Source organism: Pseudomonas sp. CAU 1711 (genome assembly GCF_039888625.1).
Classification (GTDB): domain Bacteria; phylum Pseudomonadota; class Gammaproteobacteria; order Pseudomonadales; family Pseudomonadaceae; genus Aquipseudomonas.
Genome location: NZ_JBDQQT010000006.1, coordinates 1 through 17,775, shown reverse-complemented (window position 1 = coordinate 17,775; position 17,775 = coordinate 1). Strand labels below are relative to the sequence as shown.

General features: G+C 62.0%; 14 protein-coding genes, 4 tRNA genes and 2 rRNA genes. All 20 read right to left on the bottom strand.

The features are described 5' to 3' along the window. Nucleotides 1–21: 21 nt before the first annotated feature. A complete protein-coding gene (rpsG, locus tag AAFN46_RS07995; protein WP_347808164.1) occupies nucleotides 22–492 on the bottom strand; it encodes a 30S ribosomal protein S7 in 471 nt (156 codons plus the stop codon). 91 nt (nucleotides 493–583) lie between these two features. After that, on the bottom strand, nucleotides 584–955 hold the full coding sequence (gene rpsL / locus AAFN46_RS07990) for a 30S ribosomal protein S12 (RefSeq protein ID WP_347808163.1): 372 nt from the start codon (nucleotides 953–955) through the stop codon (nucleotides 584–586). A gap of 157 nt (nucleotides 956–1,112) precedes the next feature. Beyond that, complete coding sequence (gene rpoC / locus AAFN46_RS07985; RefSeq protein ID WP_347808162.1) at nucleotides 1,113–5,312, bottom strand: DNA-directed RNA polymerase subunit beta'; 4,200 nt, start codon at nucleotides 5,310–5,312, stop codon at nucleotides 1,113–1,115. A gap of 56 nt (nucleotides 5,313–5,368) precedes the next feature. Next, a complete protein-coding gene (gene rpoB / locus AAFN46_RS07980; protein ID WP_347808161.1) occupies nucleotides 5,369–9,442 on the bottom strand; it encodes a DNA-directed RNA polymerase subunit beta in 4,074 nt (1,357 codons plus the stop codon). 221 nt (nucleotides 9,443–9,663) lie between these two features. Next, complete coding sequence (gene rplL, locus AAFN46_RS07975) at nucleotides 9,664–10,035, bottom strand: 50S ribosomal protein L7/L12 (RefSeq protein ID WP_347808160.1); 372 nt, start codon at nucleotides 10,033–10,035, stop codon at nucleotides 9,664–9,666. A gap of 82 nt (nucleotides 10,036–10,117) precedes the next feature. Next, entirely contained in the window at nucleotides 10,118–10,618 is a 501-nt protein-coding gene (rplJ, locus tag AAFN46_RS07970; protein WP_347808159.1) for a 50S ribosomal protein L10, read from the bottom strand. 207 nt (nucleotides 10,619–10,825) lie between these two features. Next, the gene (gene rplA / locus AAFN46_RS07965) at nucleotides 10,826–11,521 is read right to left on the bottom strand and encodes a 50S ribosomal protein L1 (protein WP_347808158.1); all 696 of its coding nucleotides are present in this window, start codon (nucleotides 11,519–11,521) and stop codon (nucleotides 10,826–10,828) included. Continuing rightward, nucleotides 11,521–11,952 (bottom strand): 50S ribosomal protein L11, encoded by a 432-nt coding sequence (gene rplK / locus AAFN46_RS07960; RefSeq protein ID WP_004373444.1) that lies wholly within the window; start codon nucleotides 11,950–11,952, stop codon nucleotides 11,521–11,523. Before rplK ends, rplA begins: the two co-directional genes overlap by 1 nt. A gap of 119 nt (nucleotides 11,953–12,071) precedes the next feature. After that, the gene (nusG, locus tag AAFN46_RS07955) at nucleotides 12,072–12,605 is read right to left on the bottom strand and encodes a transcription termination/antitermination protein NusG (protein WP_347808157.1); all 534 of its coding nucleotides are present in this window, start codon (nucleotides 12,603–12,605) and stop codon (nucleotides 12,072–12,074) included. Between the two features lie 9 nt (nucleotides 12,606–12,614). Continuing rightward, nucleotides 12,615–12,983, bottom strand: coding sequence for a preprotein translocase subunit SecE (gene secE / locus AAFN46_RS07950; protein ID WP_347808156.1), 369 nt, complete (start codon nucleotides 12,981–12,983; stop codon nucleotides 12,615–12,617). Between the two features lie 49 nt (nucleotides 12,984–13,032). After that, nucleotides 13,033–13,108: transfer RNA gene (locus tag AAFN46_RS07945), tRNA-Trp, on the bottom strand. A gap of 54 nt (nucleotides 13,109–13,162) precedes the next feature. Continuing rightward, entirely contained in the window at nucleotides 13,163–14,356 is a 1,194-nt protein-coding gene (tuf, locus tag AAFN46_RS07940; RefSeq protein WP_347808155.1) for an elongation factor Tu, read from the bottom strand. An 84-nt stretch (nucleotides 14,357–14,440) separates the two neighbouring features. Further along, nucleotides 14,441–14,516, bottom strand: a tRNA-Thr gene (locus tag AAFN46_RS07935). Nucleotides 14,517–14,542: 26 nt separating this feature from the next. Continuing rightward, nucleotides 14,543–14,616: transfer RNA gene (locus AAFN46_RS07930), tRNA-Gly, on the bottom strand. A 26-nt stretch (nucleotides 14,617–14,642) separates the two neighbouring features. Then, nucleotides 14,643–14,727 (bottom strand) — tRNA-Tyr (locus AAFN46_RS07925). Between the two features lie 129 nt (nucleotides 14,728–14,856). Then, nucleotides 14,857–15,534 carry an SPOR domain-containing protein gene (locus AAFN46_RS07920; RefSeq protein WP_347808154.1) on the bottom strand — a complete coding sequence of 226 codons (678 nt, stop codon included), beginning with the start codon at nucleotides 15,532–15,534 and terminating at the stop codon, nucleotides 14,857–14,859. Beyond that, nucleotides 15,534–16,283, bottom strand: a complete 750-nt coding sequence (locus AAFN46_RS07915) for a pantothenate kinase (protein WP_347808153.1) — start codon at nucleotides 16,281–16,283, stop codon at nucleotides 15,534–15,536. Before AAFN46_RS07915 ends, AAFN46_RS07920 begins: the two co-directional genes overlap by 1 nt. After that, the gene (birA, locus tag AAFN46_RS07910; protein ID WP_347808152.1) at nucleotides 16,273–17,238 is read right to left on the bottom strand and encodes a bifunctional biotin--[acetyl-CoA-carboxylase] ligase/biotin operon repressor BirA; all 966 of its coding nucleotides are present in this window, start codon (nucleotides 17,236–17,238) and stop codon (nucleotides 16,273–16,275) included. The genes AAFN46_RS07915 and birA overlap by 11 nt, the downstream gene beginning before the upstream one ends. Nucleotides 17,239–17,425: 187 nt before the next feature. Further along, nucleotides 17,426–17,541, bottom strand: a 5S ribosomal RNA gene (gene rrf, locus AAFN46_RS07905). Nucleotides 17,542–17,679: 138 nt separating this feature from the next. Continuing rightward, nucleotides 17,680–17,775: ribosomal RNA gene (locus AAFN46_RS07900) — 23S ribosomal RNA — on the bottom strand; the annotation flags it as partial.

Genomic DNA, 17,775 nt, shown 5'->3' with positions numbered 1-17,775 from the left:
GCAAAGGAATGGAAGCTTTGATTAGAAGCGGTAGTGCGAGAAGGCCTTGTTGGCTTCAGCCATACGGTGCACGTCTTCACGCTTCTTGACGGCAGCGCCTTTGCCTTCGAAGGCATCCAGCAGCTCGCCAGCCAGGCGCAGAGCCATGGACTTCTCACCACGCTTGCGCGCGCTCTCCACCAGCCAGCGCATGGCCAGGGCGTTGCGACGGGACGGACGAACTTCGACCGGAACCTGGTAGGTAGCACCGCCTACACGGCGGGACTTGACTTCGACCAGCGGAGCGATGGCGTCGAGAGCTTTCTCGAAGATCTCCAGGGGATCGGTGTTCTTGCGGGTCTTGACGGTCTCCAGGGCACCGTAAACGATGCGCTCGGCGACGGCCTTCTTGCCGCTTTCCATCACGTGGTTCATGAACTTGGCGAGGATCTGGCTTCCGTATTTCGGATCGTCCAGGATCTCGCGCTTGGCTGCTACACGACGTCTTGGCATTGATAAGCCCTCAAACGGTCTTCAGGTTAGCTCGGGACAGTGCCCGACCTTACTCTTATCGACTCAATAAAAAAGAAATGGCCGCCCCGAATTACTTCGGACGCTTGGCACCGTACTTGGAACGACCCTGCTTACGGTCTTTCACGCCGGTGGTGTCCAGCGAGCCGCGCACGGTGTGGTAACGCACACCCGGGAGGTCCTTTACACGACCGCCACGGATCAGCACCACACTGTGCTCTTGCAGGTTGTGGCCTTCACCGCCGATGTAGGAGGTGACTTCGTAGCCATTGGTCAGACGAACACGGCACACCTTACGCAGTGCGGAGTTCGGTTTCTTCGGCGTGGTGGTGTACACGCGGGTGCACACGCCACGACGCTGCGGGCAGTTCTGCAGCGCAGGCACGTCGCTCTTCTCGACGAGACGCTTGCGCGGCTGGCGTACCAGCTGGTTGATAGTTGCCATCTATAAGCTCCACTGTTGTCTTTCGACGCTATTGCCCTAAAGCAAAATGGCAGGGACGAGCGCCCTGCCAAATTTAGGGGTGCATGAGTCTAAAGAGACTCACCTCCCCAGTCAAGACAAGGCCCCGGGTGATCGCTCGCCCGGGGCCCCACCTCTATCAGTTGCCGCTGGAGTTCAGCGCTTCGGTCAGCGCGGCTTCCACCTCGCTGGCGCTCACCCGCTGCGGCTTGTCGGCATCACGCTTGCGCTTGCGCTCGCTGTGATAGGCCAGACCGGTACCGGCCGGGATCAGACGACCGACCACAACGTTCTCCTTCAGGCCACGCAGGTAGTCGCGCTTGCCGGTGACCGCCGCCTCGGTGAGGACGCGGGTGGTCTCCTGGAAGGAGGCCGCGGAGATGAACGACTCGGTCGACAGCGAGGCCTTGGTGATACCCAGCAGGACGCGCTCGTACTTGGCGACGAACTTGTCCTCGGCGGCCAGTTGCTCGTTCTCTTCCAGCACCTGGGTGAGCTCGGTCTGGTCGCCCTTGATGAAGCTGGAGTCGCCGGACTCGCTGATCTCGACCTTGCGCAGCATCTGCCGCAGGATGGTCTCGATGTGCTTGTCGTTGATCTTCACGCCCTGCAGGCGGTACACGTCCTGGATCTCGTTGACGATGTACTTGGCCAGCGCGCTGACACCCAGCAGACGCAGGATGTCGTGCGGGTTGCTCGGACCGTCGGAGATCACTTCGCCGCGGTTTACCTGTTCGCCTTCGAAGACGTTCAGGTGGCGCCACTTCGGAATCAGCTCCTCGTACGGATCGCTGCCATCGGTCGGGGTGATGACCAGACGACGCTTGCCCTTGGTCTCCTTGCCGAAGCTGATGGTGCCGCTGATTTCCGCCAGAATCGACGGTTCCTTCGGACGACGCGCTTCGAACAGGTCGGCCACGCGCGGCAGACCACCAGTGATGTCGCGGGTCTTCGAGGTTTCCTGCGGGATACGCGCGATGACGTCACCCACGCCCACCTGGGCACCGTCGTTGACGTTGACCAGGGCGTTGGCCGGCAGGAAGTACTGGGCCGGTACGTCGGTACCCGGCAGCAGCAGCTCCTTGCCGTTGGCGTCGACCAGCTTGACGGCCGGACGAATGTCCTTGCCGGCGGCCGGACGATCCTTCGGATCCATCACCTCGATGTTGGTCAGACCGGTCAGTTCGTCGGTCTGGCGCTTGATGGTGATGCCCTCCTCCATGCCGACGAAGGTCACGGTACCCTTCATCTCGGTCACGATCGGGTGGGTGTGCGGGTCCCACTTGGCGACGATGGCGCCAGCGTCGACCTTATCGCCTTCCTTCACCGACAGCACGGCACCGTACGGCAGCTTGTAGCGCTCGCGCTCGCGACCGAACTCGTCGGCCACGGCCAGTTCGCCGGAACGCGACACGGCCACCAGGTTGCCGTCGGCACGCTCGACGTGCTTCAGGTTGTGCAGGCGGATCGCGCCGCCGTTCTTCACCTGGACGTTGTCGGCGGCCGAGGTCCGGCTCGCCGCACCACCGATGTGGAAGGTACGCATGGTCAGCTGGGTACCCGGCTCACCGATGGACTGGGCGGCGATGACGCCGACCGCTTCACCGATGTTGACCTGGTGACCACGGGCCAGATCGCGGCCGTAGCAGCTGGAGCAGATGCCGTAGCGGGTTTCGCAGGTGATCGGCGAACGCACCACCACTTCGTCGATGCTGTTGCGCTCGATGAACTCGACCCACTTCTCGTCGATCAGGGTACCGGCCGGCACGATGATCTCGTCGCTGCCCGGCTTCGGCACGTCCTTGGCCACCACACGGCCGAGCACGCGCTCGCCGAGCGGCTCGACCACGTCGCCGCCTTCGATGTGCGGAGTCATCAGCAGGCCGTGCTCGGTGCCGCAGTCGACTTCGGTCACTACCAGGTCCTGGGCCACGTCGACCAGGCGACGGGTCAGGTAACCGGAGTTCGCGGTTTTCAGTGCGGTATCCGCCAGACCCTTACGCGCACCGTGGGTGGAGATGAAGTACTGCAGTACGTTCAGACCTTCACGGAAGTTCGCGGTGATGGGGGTCTCGATGATGGAGCCGTCCGGCTTGGCCATCAGGCCGCGCATACCGGCCAGCTGACGGATCTGCGCGGCGCTACCACGAGCACCGGAGTCCGCCATCATGTACATGGAGTTGAAGGACTCCTGCTCGACTTCCTTGCCCTCGCGGTCGATGACCTTCTCCTTGGAGAGGTTGGCCATCATCGCCTTGGACACTTCGTCGTTGGCCTTGGACCACAGGTCGATCACCTTGTTGTACTTCTCGCCCTGGGTCACCAGGCCGGAGGCATACTGCGATTCGATTTCCTTCACTTCCTCGGTGGCGGCGTCGATGATGCGCGCCTTCTCGTCCGGGATGACGAAGTCGTTCACGCCGATCGACACACCGGAGATGGTCGAGTAGGCGAAACCGGTGTACATCAGCTGGTCGGCGAAGATCACGGTGTCCTTCAGACCCACGGTGCGGTAGCACTGGTTGATCAGCTTGGAGATCGCCTTCTTCTTCATCGACTGGTTGACCACGTCATAGGACAGGCCGGCCGGCACGATCTGGAACAGCAGGGCACGGCCGACGGTGGTGTCGACGATGCGGGTGTTCTTCACCAGGCTGCCGTCCTTCTGCTTGACGGTCTCGTTGATGCGCACCTTGACGCGAGCGTGCAGCGAAGCTTCGCCGGCGCGGAACACGCGGTCGACTTCCTGCAGGTCGGCGAATACGCGACCTTCGCCCTTGGCGTTAACGGCTTCGCGGGTCATGTAGTACAGACCCAGAACCACGTCCTGCGACGGCACGATGATCGGCTCGCCGTTGGCCGGCGACAGCACGTTGTTGGTGGACATCATCAGCGCGCGGGCTTCCAGCTGGGCCTCGAGGGTCAGCGGGACGTGCACGGCCATCTGGTCACCGTCGAAGTCGGCGTTGTACGCGGCGCAGACCAGCGGGTGCAGCTGGATCGCCTTACCTTCGATCAGCACCGGCTCGAACGCCTGGATACCCAGACGGTGCAGGGTCGGCGCGCGGTTGAGCAGCACGGGATGTTCGCGGATGACTTCGGCGAGAACGTCCCAGACCTCGGGCAGCTCGCGCTCGACCATCTTTTTGGCCGCCTTGATGGTGGTGGCCATGCCGCGGGCTTCGAGCTTGCCGAAGATGAACGGCTTGAACAGCTCGAGGGCCATCTTCTTCGGCAGACCGCACTGGTGCAGACGCAGGGTCGGGCCCACGGTGATCACGGAACGACCGGAGTAGTCCACGCGCTTACCGAGCAGGTTCTGACGGAAGCGACCCTGCTTACCTTTGATCATGTCGGCCAGCGACTTCAGCGGGCGCTTGTTCGACCCGGTGATGGCGCGACCGCGACGGCCGTTGTCGAGCAGGGCGTCGACCGCTTCCTGCAGCATGCGCTTTTCGTTGCGCACGATGATGTCCGGCGCGGCCAGGTCGAGCAGGCGCTTCAGACGGTTGTTACGGTTGATCACGCGACGGTACAGATCGTTCAGATCAGAGGTCGCGAAGCGGCCGCCATCCAGCGGAACCAGCGGACGCAGGTCCGGCGGCAGCACCGGCAGAACGGTCAGGACCATCCACTCCGGGTGGTTGCCGGAGTCCTTGAAGGCTTCCATCAGCTTAAGGCGCTTGGAAAGCTTCTTGATCTTGGTCTCGGAGTTGGTCTGCGGGATTTCCTCGCGCAGACGGCCGATCTCGTGATCCAGGTCGATGGCGTTGAGCAACTCGCGCACGGCCTCGGCGCCCATGCGCGCGTCGAAGTCGTCACCGAACTCCTCGAGGGCCTCGAAGTACTGCTCGTCGTTCAGCAGCTGGCCTTTCTCCAGGGTGGTCATGCCCGGATCGATCACCACGTAGCTCTCGAAGTAGAGCACGCGCTCGATGTCACGCAGGGTCATGTCCAGCAGCAGGCCGATACGCGACGGCAGCGACTTCAGGAACCAGATATGGGCGACCGGCGAGGCCAGTTCGATGTGCGCCATGCGCTCGCGACGGACCTTGGCCAGGGCCACTTCCACGCCGCACTTCTCGCAGATCACGCCGCGGTGCTTGAGGCGCTTGTACTTACCGCACAGGCACTCGTAGTCCTTCACCGGGCCGAAGATCTTGGCGCAGAACAGGCCATCGCGCTCCGGCTTGAAGGTACGGTAGTTGATGGTCTCCGGCTTCTTCACTTCACCGAAGGACCAGGAACGGATCATCTCGGGCGAGGCCAGGCCAATACGGATGGCATCGAACTCTTCGATTTGACCCTGGTTTTTCAACAGATTCAGCAAGTCTTTCAAGGCCTTTCCTCCTCACGGACCTGCTGCGGCCGGCGATGCGGCCGCAGCGAGTCGTGTTATTCGGTTTCCAGTTCGATGTCGATACCGAGCGAGCGGATCTCTTTGATCAACACGTTGAAGGACTCCGGCATGCCGGCCTCCATGCGGTGATCGCCGTCCACGATGTTCTTGTACATCTTGGTCCGGCCGTTCACGTCGTCGGACTTGACCGTCAGCATTTCCTGCAGGGTGTAGGCGGCACCGTAGGCTTCCAGCGCCCAGACCTCCATCTCACCGAAACGCTGACCACCGAACTGCGCCTTACCACCCAGCGGCTGCTGGGTAACCAGACTGTAGGAACCGGTGGAACGGGCGTGCATCTTGTCGTCGACCAGGTGGTTCAGCTTGAGCATGTACATGTAGCCGACGGTGGTCGGACGCTCGAACATGTTGCCGGTACGACCGTCGAACAGGCGCATCTGGCCGCTTTCCGGCAGATCGGCCAGCTTCAGCATGGCCTTGATCTCGCTTTCCTTGGCACCGTCGAACACCGCGGTGGCCATCGGCACGCCGCCTTTCAGGTTCTTCGCCAGGTCGAGGATCTCGGTATCCGAGAAGCTGTCCAGGCTCTCCTGGCGACCACCGATCTCGTTGTAGATCTCGTTGAGGAACTTGCGCAGTTCGGCGATCTTGCGCTGCTCTTCGAGCATGCGGTTGATCTTCTCGCCCAGGCCCTTGGCCGCCAGGCCCAGGTGGGTTTCGAGGATCTGACCGACGTTCATGCGCGACGGTACGCCCAGCGGGTTGAGGACGATGTCGACCGGGGTGCCATTGGCATCGTGCGGCATGTCTTCGACCGGCATGATCACCGAGACCACACCCTTGTTACCGTGACGGCCGGCCATCTTGTCGCCCGGCTGGATGCGACGCTTGATCGCCAGGTAGACCTTGACGATCTTCAGCACGCCCGGCGCCAGGTCATCGCCCTGCTGCAGCTTGCGCTTCTTGTCTTCGAACTTGTCGTCGAGCATCTGGCGACGGTCGCTGATGTAGGCCTGGGCCTTCTCCAGCTGCTCGTTGAGAGCGTCGTCGGCCATGCGCAGCTTGAACCACTGACCACGCTCCAGACCATCGAGGTAGGCGTCGTCGATCACAGCGCCTTTCTTCAGGCCAGCGCCGCCTTCGGCCTTGGCACCGACCAGGGCGGAACGCAGACGCTCGAAGGTGGCGCCTTCGACGATGCGGAACTCTTCGTTGAGGTCCTTGCGGATCTCGTCGAGCTGCTGCTTCTCGATGGCCAGGGCGCGGCTGTCGCGCTCCACGCCGTCGCGGGTGAAGACCTGTACGTCGATGACGGTACCCTTGGTGCCGGTCGGCACGCGCAGGGAGGTGTCCTTCACGTCGGACGCCTTCTCACCGAAGATCGCACGCAGCAGCTTCTCTTCCGGCGTCAGCTGGGTCTCGCCTTTCGGGGTGACCTTGCCGACCAGGATGTCGCCGGCCATGACTTCGGCACCGACGTAGACGATACCGGCTTCGTCCAGCTTGTTCAGCGCGGCCTCACCGACGTTCGGGATGTCCGCGGTGATTTCCTCTGGGCCGAGCTTGGTGTCACGCGCCACACAGGTCAGTTCCTGGATGTGGATGGTGGTGAAGCGGTCTTCCTGGACCACGCGCTCGGACAGGCAGATGGAGTCTTCGAAGTTGAAGCCGTTCCACGGCATGAACGCCACGCGCATGTTCTGACCCAGAGCCAGCTCGCCCATGTCGGTGGACGGGCCGTCGGCCATGATGTCGCCACGCGAAACCACATCACCCTTGCTCACCAGCGGACGCTGGTTGATGCAGGTGTTCTGGTTGGAGCGGGTGTACTTGGTCAGGTTGTAGATGTCGACACCGGCTTCACCGGTCTCCACTTCGTCGTCGGCCACGCGCACCACGATACGGCTGGCGTCGACCGAGTCGATCACGCCGCCACGACGGGCCACGACGCAGACGCCGGAGTCACGGGCGACGTTGCGCTCCATGCCGGTACCGACCAGCGGCTTGTCGGCACGCAGGGTCGGCACGGCCTGACGCTGCATGTTCGAACCCATGAGTGCACGGTTGGCGTCGTCGTGCTCGAGGAACGGAATCAGCGAGGCCGCGACGGAAACCACCTGCTTCGGCGACACGTCCATCAGGGTCACGTCTTCCGGCGCCTTGACGGTGAACTCGTTGAGGTGACGCACGTTCACCAGCTCGTCGACCAGCTGGCCCTTGGCGTTCATGGTCGCCGAAGCCTGGGCGATCACGTGATCGGCCTCTTCGATGGCGGACAGGAACACGATCTCGTCGGTGACCTGGGTGTCCTTGACCACGCGGTACGGGCTTTCCAGGAAGCCGTACTGGTTGGTGCGGGCATAGGCGGCCAGCGAGTTGATCAGACCGATGTTCGGACCTTCGGGGGTCTCGATCGGGCACACGCGGCCGTAGTGGGTCGGGTGTACGTCGCGGACTTCGAAACCGGCGCGCTCGCGGGTCAGACCGCCCGGGCCGAGTGCGGAGACGCGGCGCTTGTGGGTGATCTCGGAGAGCGGGTTGTTCTGGTCCATGAACTGCGAGAGCTGGCTGGAACCGAAGAACTCCTTCACCGCCGCCGCGACCGGCTTGGCGTTGATCAGGTCCTGCGGCATCAGGCCTTCGCTTTCGGCCATCGACAGGCGCTCTTTCACGGCGCGCTCGACGCGCACCAGGCCGACGCGGAACTGGTTCTCGGCCATCTCGCCGACGCAACGTACGCGACGGTTACCCAGGTGGTCGATGTCGTCGACGATGCCCTTGCCGTTACGGATGTCGACCAGGGTCTTCAGCACGTCGACGATGTCCTCGCGGGACAGCACGCCGGAGCCTTCGATCTCGCTGCGGCCGATACGACGGTTGAACTTCATGCGGCCGACGGCGGACAGGTCGTAACGCTCGGCGCTGAAGAACAGGTTGTTGAACAGGGTCTCGGCGGCATCCTTGGTCGGCGGCTCGCCCGGACGCATCATGCGGTAGATCTCGACCAGGGCTTCCAGCTGGTTGCCGGTGGAGTCGATCTTCAGGGTGTCGGAGATGAACGGACCGCAGTCGATGTCGTTGGTGTACAGGGTCTCGATGCGCACGACCTGGGCCTTGACGATCTTCGCCAGCAGGTCGGTGGTCAGCTCGGTGTTGCACTCGGCGACGATCTCGCCGGTGGCCGGATGGACGATGGCCTTGGCGGTGGTGCGGCCGAGTACGTAGTCGAGCGGTACTTCCAGCTCTTTGAGGCCGGCCTTGTCGATCTGGTTGATGTGGCGCGCGGTGATGCGGCGGCCCTGCTCGACGATGACCTTGCCCTTCTCGTCCTTGATGTCGAACGCGGCGATCTCGCCACGCAGACGCGACGGCACCAGCTCCAGGTTGAGGGTCTCGCCCTTCACGTGGAACACGTTGGTGTCATAGAAGGCGTCCAGCACCTCCTCGGTGCTGTAACCCAGCGCGCGCAGCAGGACGGAGGCCGGCAGCTTGCGGCGACGGTCGATACGCACGAACACGCAGTCCTTCGGGTCGAACTCGAAGTCCAGCCAGGAGCCGCGGTAGGGGATGATTCGCGCGGAGTACAGCAGCTTGCCGGAGCTGTGGGTCTTGCCACGGTCGTGGTCGAAGAACACGCCCGGAGAGCGGTGCAGCTGGGAAACGATGACGCGCTCGGTACCGTTGATGATGAAGGTACCGTTCTCGGTCATGAGCGGAATCTCGCCCATGTACACTTCTTGCTCTTTGATGTCCTTGATCGCTTTGTTCGACGATTCTTTGTCGAAAATGATCAGACGGACTTTCACGCGCAGCGGCACGGCGAAGGTCACGCCACGCAGCACGCACTCCTTGACGTCGAACGCCGGCTCACCCAGGCGATAGCCGACGTACTCCAGTGCGGCATTGCCGGAGTAGCTGATGATCGGGAATACGGACTTGAAGGCCGCATGCAGGCCAACGTCGCGGAACTGCTCCTTGCTCACTCCTTGCTGCAGGAATTCGCGATACGAATCCAGCTGGATGGCCAGGAGATAAGGCACATCCATCACGTCCGGCAACTTGCTAAAGTCCTTGCGGATACGTTTTTTCTCAGTGTATGAGTAAGCCATCAGCGTTCCCCAGCTTGGTCACCTGCTTGTTTGGTCAGTGCCGGCGGCAATGACCAGAAAATCGTGCAAACCCCTTGGTTTGCGCCGCCCTTTGGCGGGATTTTCACGCTATAGGCAGTGGCATTTCGGCCAACTGCCCATAACGGAAAAAGGCCGGTGGCATTTGCCACCAGCCATCAGCCTGTCGCTCAACGCTCGGGCTGTAGACGCAAGGTACGAACTTACTTGAGCTCGACCTTGGCGCCAGCTTCTTCCAGGGCCTTCTTGGCGGCTTCGGCTTCTTCTTTCGAAGCGCCTTCCTTGACCACGCCCGGGGCGCCGTCAACAACAGCCTTGGCTTCTTTCAGACCCAGACCGGTCAGCTCGCGAACGACCTTGATCACGTTCACTTTCTTGTCGCCGGCTTCGGTCAGCATGATGGTGAACTCGGTCTGCTCTTCAGCAGCGGCAGCCGGGCCGGCAGCCGGGCCAGCGGCAACGGCGGCAGCGGCGGTTACGCCGAACTTCTCTTCCATCGCCTTGATCAGTTCAACGATCTGCATGACGGACATTTCGGATACGGCGTTGATGATGTCTTCGTTGGTCAGAGCCATGACTCTAATTCCTGTATTGGGGTGACAGCCTTCGCGGCCATCGAATTAAACAAATAACGTTGAAAGGGACGACGCGCCTGAATCAGGCGGCAACGCCTTCTTTCTGGTCGCGAATAGCCGCCAGAGTACGAGCCAGCTTGCTGGTGGCGCCTTGGATCACGCTCATCAGCTGGGCAACGGCTTCGTCGTAGGTCGGCAGAGTTGCCAGTACGTCGATCTGATTGGCTGCGAGGAACTGACCCTCGAACGCGGCCGCCTTGATCTCGAACTTGTCCTGACCCTTGGCAAAATCCTTGAAGATACGGGCGGCAGCGCCCGGATGCTCGTTGGAGAAAGCGATGAGGGTCGGGCCTTTGAACACGTCGCTGAGCACATCGAACTGAGTGCCTTCAACGGCGCGCTTGAGCAGGGTGTTACGCACGACTTTCACGTACACGCCAGCTTCGCGGGCCTCTTTACGGAGTCCGGTCATTGCGCCGACAGTCACGCCACGGGCATCAGCCACGACAGCGGACAGACCGGCTTTGGCAGCCTCGTTGACTTCAGCGACGATGGCCTTCTTGTCTTCGAGTTTAATTGCCACGGGTTTACTCCTGGATGTTACCGTTTCGCAGAGCCGGGGCCCTGCGTCGTTTTGGTGTCTGATTCGGTACGAATCGGGAGCACCATCTGCGTAGGCTTGAGAAACGTCCTGGTTTAAGGCTTGCGCCGCCTACGGTCTTGGATAGCCCCCGCCAGGCAGGGACCCCAATCTTTACAGGCCGGCGGACAGGTCCGCCGGCCTAATCACTTACGCTTCCAGCGAAGCCTGATCGATCACCAAACCCGGACCCATGGTGGTGCTCAGGGTCACGCGCTTGACGTACACACCCTTGGAGGTGGACGGCTTCAGGCGCTTGAGGTCGGCCAGCAGGGCTTCCACGTTCTGCTTCAGCGCGGCGGCTTCGAAGCCGACCTTGCCAACGGAGGTGTGGATGATGCCGTTCTTGTCGGTACGGAAACGTACCTGACCGGCCTTGGCGTTCTTCACGGCGGTAGCCACGTCCGGAGTCACGGTGCCGACTTTCGGGTTCGGCATCAGGCCGCGCGGACCAAGAACCTGGCCCAGCTGGCCGACGACGCGCATGGCATCCGGGGAAGCGATGACCACGTCGTAGTTCAGGTCGCCGGCTTTCATTTCGGCGGCCAGATCGTCCATGCCGACCTTGTCGGCACCGGCGGCCAGAGCGGCTTCGGCGCCCGGGCCCTGAGTGAACACGGCAACGCGCACGGTCTTGCCAGTGCCGTTCGGCAGCACGGTGGCGCCACGCACAACCTGGTCGGATTTACGCGGATCCACGCCCAGGTTCACGGAGACGTCGAACGACTCGGTGAACTTGACGGTGGACAGCTCGGCCAGCAGCTTGGCGGCCTCTTCGAAGTTGTAAGCCTTGCCGGCTTCGACTTTCTCGGCGATAGCCTTCTGGCGCTTGGTCAGCTTAGCCATTACACACCCTCCACGTTGAGGCCCATGCTACGCGCGGAGCCGGCGATGGTACGCACGGCCGCATCCAGGTCAGCTGCGGTCAGATCGGCCTGCTTGGTCTTGGCGATCTCTTCCAGCTGAGCACGGGTAACGGTGCCCACTTTGACGGTGTTCGGACGAGCGGAACCGCTGGTCAGGCCGGCAGCCTTCTTCAGCAGCACCGAAGCCGGGGTGCTTTTGGTTTCAAAGGTGAAGCTGCGGTCGCTGTATACGGTGATGATCACAGGAGTCGGCAGACCGGGCTCCATGCCCTGGGTCTTGGCGTTGAACGCCTTGCAGAATTCCATGATGTTCACGCCGTGCTGGCCCAGAGCGGGACCGACGGGCGGCGACGGGTTGGCCTGGCCGGCCTTTACTTGCAGCTTGATGTAAGCCTGAATCTTCTTAGCCATGAGCTACTCCAATTTCGGGTCAGACGCCTCGCTGAGGCTCCCCGGTTAATGACGCATTTATCCCAGTGACGACAAAACCCCGCAGCCTGCGGCTGCGGGGTTCGGGATGCATTGTCCAGTTATGCCTTCTCGACCTGACTGAACTCCAGCTCCACCGGCGTGGAGCGACCGAAAATGAGCACGGCCACCTGGATCCGGCTCTTCTCGTAGTTAACTTCTTCGACGACGCCATTGAAGTCGGCGAACGGGCCATCGGTGACGCGCACGGTCTCGCCCGGCTCGAACAGAGTCTTCGGCTTCGGCTTGTCGCCACTATCGGCGACGCGACGCAGGATGGCGTCAGCCTCCTTCTCGGTGATCGGCGCCGGCTTGTCGGCAGTACCACCAATGAAACCCATGACGCGCGGCGTGTCCTTGATCAGGTGCCAGGTCGCCTCGTTCATTTCCATCTGAACCAGCACATAGCCGGGGAAGAACTTGCGCTCGCTCTTGCGCTTCTGGCCGTTGCGCATCTCCACCACTTCCTCGGTGGGCACCAGAATCTCGCCGAACTCGTCTTCCATGCCAGCCAGCTTGACGCGCTCGATCAGCGAGCGCATCACATGCTTCTCGTAACCCGAGTAAGCATGCACGACGTACCAACGCTTAGCCACGGGACACCCTTAACCGACGATCAACGAAACAAGCCAACCCAGCAGGCTGTCCAGGCCCCACAGGACCAGCGACATCACCAGCACCACGGCAACCACGATTAGCGTGGTCTGCGTGGTTTCCTGACGGGTCGGCCACACAACCTTGCGAATCTCGACGCGCGCTTCTTTTGCCAGAGCAAAGAACGCCTGCCCCTTCACCGTCTGCAGCGCGACGAAACCGACCACTACGGCCAGCGCCAGCAGAGCCAGCACGCGATACAGAAGCGGTTCAGCCGAGAAATACTGATTGCCGACAACACCTGCGACGACCAGAGTAGCCACAGCGAGCCACTTCAGCACATCAAAGCGGGAGTCTTGAGCTTCAGCTTTGGCATTCATGAGAAAACCCTGTCGAAAGAAACGCCAGATCCACTTCTAACCAGGAATCTGGCAGGCCAGGAGGGAATCGAACCCCCAACCTGCGGTTTTGGAGACCGCCGCTCTGCCAATTGAGCTACTGGCCTAAAATCGAAGTAAGGCCGACCATTATGCCGACCTTACCGAGACAGATCAACCGATTACTCGATGACCTTGGCAACCACGCCGGCGCCAACGGTACGGCCGCCTTCGCGAATCGCGAAACGCAGGCCGTCGTCCATGGCGATCGGCTTGATCAGGGTGACAACCATCTTGATGTTGTCGCCCGGCATTACCATCTCAACGCCTTCCGGCAGCTCGCACGAACCGGTCACGTCGGTGGTACGGAAGTAGAACTGCGGACGGTAGCCCTTGAAGAACGGGGTGTGACGACCACCTTCTTCCTTGGACAGCACGTACACTTCGGCTTCGAACTTGGTGTGCGGCTTGATGGTGCCCGGCTTGGCCAGAACCTGACCACGCTCGACTTCATCACGCTTGGTGCCGCGCAGCAGCACGCCGCAGTTCTCGCCGGCACGACCTTCGTCGAGCAGCTTGCGGAACATCTCCACGCCGGTGCAGGTGGTCTTGGTGGTCGGACGCAGACCGACGATCTCGATCTCTTCCTGAACCTTGACGATACCGCGCTCGACACGACCGGTTACCACGGTGCCGCGACCGGAGATGGAGAACACGTCCTCGATCGGCATCAGGAACGGCATGTCGATGGCACGCACCGGCTCCGGAATGTAGGAGTCCAGGGTCTCGACCAGCTTCTTCACGGCGGTGGTGCCCAGGCCGTTCTCGTCTTCGCCGTTCAGGGCCATCAGAGCGGAACCGATGACGATCGGAGTGTCGTCACCCGGGAAGTCATAGGTGCTCAGCAGGTCGCGAACTTCCATCTCGACCAGTTCCAGCAGCTCGGCGTCGTCGACCATGTCGGCCTTGTTCAGGAACACGACGATGTAGGGAACACCCACCTGGCGGGACAGCAGGATGTGCTCGCGGGTCTGCGGCATGGGGCCGTCGGCAGCGGAGCAAACCAGGATAGCGCCGTCCATCTGGGCAGCACCGGTGATCATGTTCTTCACGTAGTCGGCGTGGCCCGGGCAGTCAACGTGCGCGTAGTGACGAACATTGGAGTCGTACTCTACGTGAGCGGTGTTGATGGTGATACCACGAGCCTTCTCTTCCGGAGCGGAGTCGATCTTGTCGAAGTCGACGCGAGCGGAACCGAACACTTCCGAGCAGACGCGAGTCAGGGCAGCGGTCAGAGTGGTTTTACCGTGGTCAACGTGACCGATGGTGCCTACGTTGACGTGCGGTTTGTTACGTTCGAATTTTTCCTTAGCCATCTGACTCGTCTCCGAACAAGGAATTGAGAACTGACACTGCCATTAAAACAAAGGCAGATATCTGCATATCTGCCTTTGTCGAAGTGGAGCTCATGAGCGGATTTGAACCGCTGACCTCACCCTTACCAAGGGTGTGCTCTACCAGCTGAGCTACATGAGCGAAACACTTTGCACGAACAACAAACTTGGAGCGGGCAGCGGGAATCGAACCCGCACCATCAGCTTGGAAGGCTGAGGTTCTACCACTAAACTATGCCCGCGGAGCCTGCAGCTCACGCTTTAAATCTGGTGGAGGGGGAAGGATTCGAACCTTCGAAGTCTATGACGTCAGATTTACAGTCTGATCCCTTTGGCCGCTCGGGAACCCCTCCAAAGTGGGCGGCATTTTAACTTCTGCCACCGAGCTGTCAAGCATTTTCTCAATAAAAACTTAAGGTTAGCTACATCCGACAGCCACTCCGCGAAGCCACCCCCGCAAAGCGGGCGCCATTCTATGCAAACTACTGGGGCGTTGCAACGCTTTCGCACGGCATTATTTGATGCTGCAGATTCTGGAAGTCGGATGCCAGCTGCGGCATAACATCATCGGCCAGACGACGACTCTCGGGGGCGATGCGCACCCAGTAGCTGCGCTGCGCCCGCGGCAGCTCGCGCAGCAGGGGCTCGTAGCCCGCGTCACGCAGGCGCCGCATGACGCTCTCGGCCGAATCGCTGCGCGGGAAGATACCCAGGGAGATGCCATTGGCCAGATCCCCCTGAGTAATGATGTAGCTGTCGATCTTGCGCGCCTGCAGCTCCTTGAGCTGGCGCAGCGAGGCCTGCCGCGACGCCAGCGGCGCCAGATACACCCAGTAGTCGAGCCCGGCTGCCGCATTCACCGGGCGCACCTCGGCCCGGATATCCAGCGCCACCAGGCGCTGCTCGACCTGACGCGCGCCAGTTTCCTGCTGGAAGCTGCCGAGAAACAGACAGGTCTCGTCACCCCCCCGCGCTTCCGCCTGCGCCAGCTCGGGCCGGACCCTGGTCCGATCGGAGGCATCGAGCAAACGCACACCCTGCCGCGAGCCCTGATGCAGCGCCATCGGCTCCACCTCCTTGACTCGCAGTGGCGCCTGCTGTTGATGCCAGACGTAATAGAAGAGGTTGAGAACCAGCAGCAGCAGAAAGACCCAACGCATCAGCGCACCTCCGGCATCGGACAGGCCTGGGCCAGGCCGATGAACACCAGATCCGATACCAGTCGCGCCTGGGGCAGCGCCTCACGCACCAGGGCAGCATCTCCTCCGGTCAGGTAGAGGGTGAAGTCAGCGCCCCAGCGCTCGCGAGCCAGCTCGACCTGGGTCAAGACGAACCCCTGCAGCATCAGCGCGCAGCCGCGCTCGACCGCCTCGACAGTAGATCGCCCAGGCTGCAGGCTGTGCAGGGCGAGCTCGGCAGCCACATCATCGTAACGAATGCGCCGCGTATGGGTGCGCAGCTGGTTGCGCATCAAAGGCAGGCCCGGACATATATAGCCACCCAGATGCTCGCCGGCTGCAGTCACGAAGTCCGAAGTCACGGCCGTTCCGAGATCCAGCACCAGGCAGGCCCCACCCGCCAGCTGATAGGCACCGACTACCGCCAGCCAGCGATCCAGACCCAGCCGCTCATACTCCAGGTATCCATTGCGCACCCCGCCAAGCGATGGTGTCGGCTGCGCGCATAGCACCGGCGCACCGAACTCGGCCTCCAGCAGCGCCACCAGGGCCGACGTCTCGGCATCGCTACGCACGCTGACCAGTCGGCACCCGGACAGAACCAGCCCGACAAGAGCACGCAGCGTCTCGAGCAGTGCCACATCGGAATCGACCACGCCTCCGCAGCTCGACTCGCCACCCAGCACTCGCCATTTGATCAGGCTGTTGCCACAGTCCAGCTCAAGAATCATCACGCAACCTCAGGCTAAGCTCGCCGCCACTGAACTGCCGCTCCTGACCCGCCACATCCATACGCAGCGCACCCTGGCGATCCACGCCGAGCACGATGCCATCGATGCGCTGCGCACCCGCCAGCAAGCTGACCTCCCTGCCCTGCCAGAGATGACAGGACTCCCACTCTTCGCGCAGCGCCGCGAAGCCCTCACGCTCATGCCGCTCCAGATAGCGGCGCAACCAACACCCCAGCAGCAGAGCCAGCTCGGTACGATCGACCAGCTGCCCACTGCGCTCGCGCAACGAGGTCCAGGGCTGATCGATGGCGACCGCCGCGCCCGGCAGCATATTCACATTGACGCCGATGCCGATGACCACCTGGCAAGCTCCCGCCGGGTCACCCGACAACTCGAGCAGCACGCCGGCAATTTTGCGTCCGCCCACCAGCAGATCGTTCGGCCATTTGAGCCCGACATCGACAACGCCAGCCTCCTGCAGGGCCCGCGCGACCGCCAAGCCAACCGACAGACTGAGGCCATCGAGAGCGAAGGCCCCACCCTCCAGACGCAGGCCGAGACTGTAATAGAGATTCTCGCCGAAGGGACTGACCCAGGAACGCCCGCGGCGCCCACGGCCGCTCTCCTGCCTTTCGGCCAACACCAGCAAGGGCGCCGGCGCACCCTCGGCGAGGCGGCGCAGCACCTCGGCATTGGTGGAGTCGAGACTGTCGAAGACCAGAGCATCCCAGCCCGCGCTGCGCGACGCGGCGGCAATTGCCTCCCGATCCAGCAGCGACAGCGGCGAAGCCAGGCGATAACCGCGCCCTCGCACGCGATGGATCGTCAGCCCCAGCTCAGCCTCGAGGTGCTCCAGGCGCTTCCACACGGCCGCACGACTCACCCCCAGCGCGGCCCCCAGGGCCTCTCCGGAGTGGAATTCGCCATCTCGCAGCAGTTGCAGCACTTCGCGCATCGAAACAACGCCCATATAAAGAGGGGGGCATCATAACGATGCAGCTTGGCGTTGCCTAGAAAAGTGCCGACCGGATGGCGGTGAAATCTCTTCCGCAACGCCCCGGATCGCTCGCGATCGGCGATTTTTTCCTGCCAGAAAAGCCAAACCCCCAGCCGATGTCTCGACTGGGGGTTTGGGGATAGGAGCTTGACGATGACCTACTCTCACATGGGGAAGCCCCACACTACCATCGGCGATGCGTCGTTTCACTGCTGAGTTCGGGATGGGATCAGGTGGTTCCAACGCTCTATGGTCGTCAAGCAATTCGGTTGGGGAGTCGGTGTTTAGTCGCTTCCCCTAATTGGGTATGTGATCTTGGCTTTGCGGTTCTTAGCGAACTTTCGGTTCGTTTGTCGACTTCACCAGAGACCCACAATCCGCAGATTGTTTGGGTGTTATATGGTCAAGCCTCACGGGCAATTAGTATTGGTTAGCTCAACGCCTCACAGCGCTTACACACCCAACCTATCAACGTCGTAGTCTTCGACGGCCCTT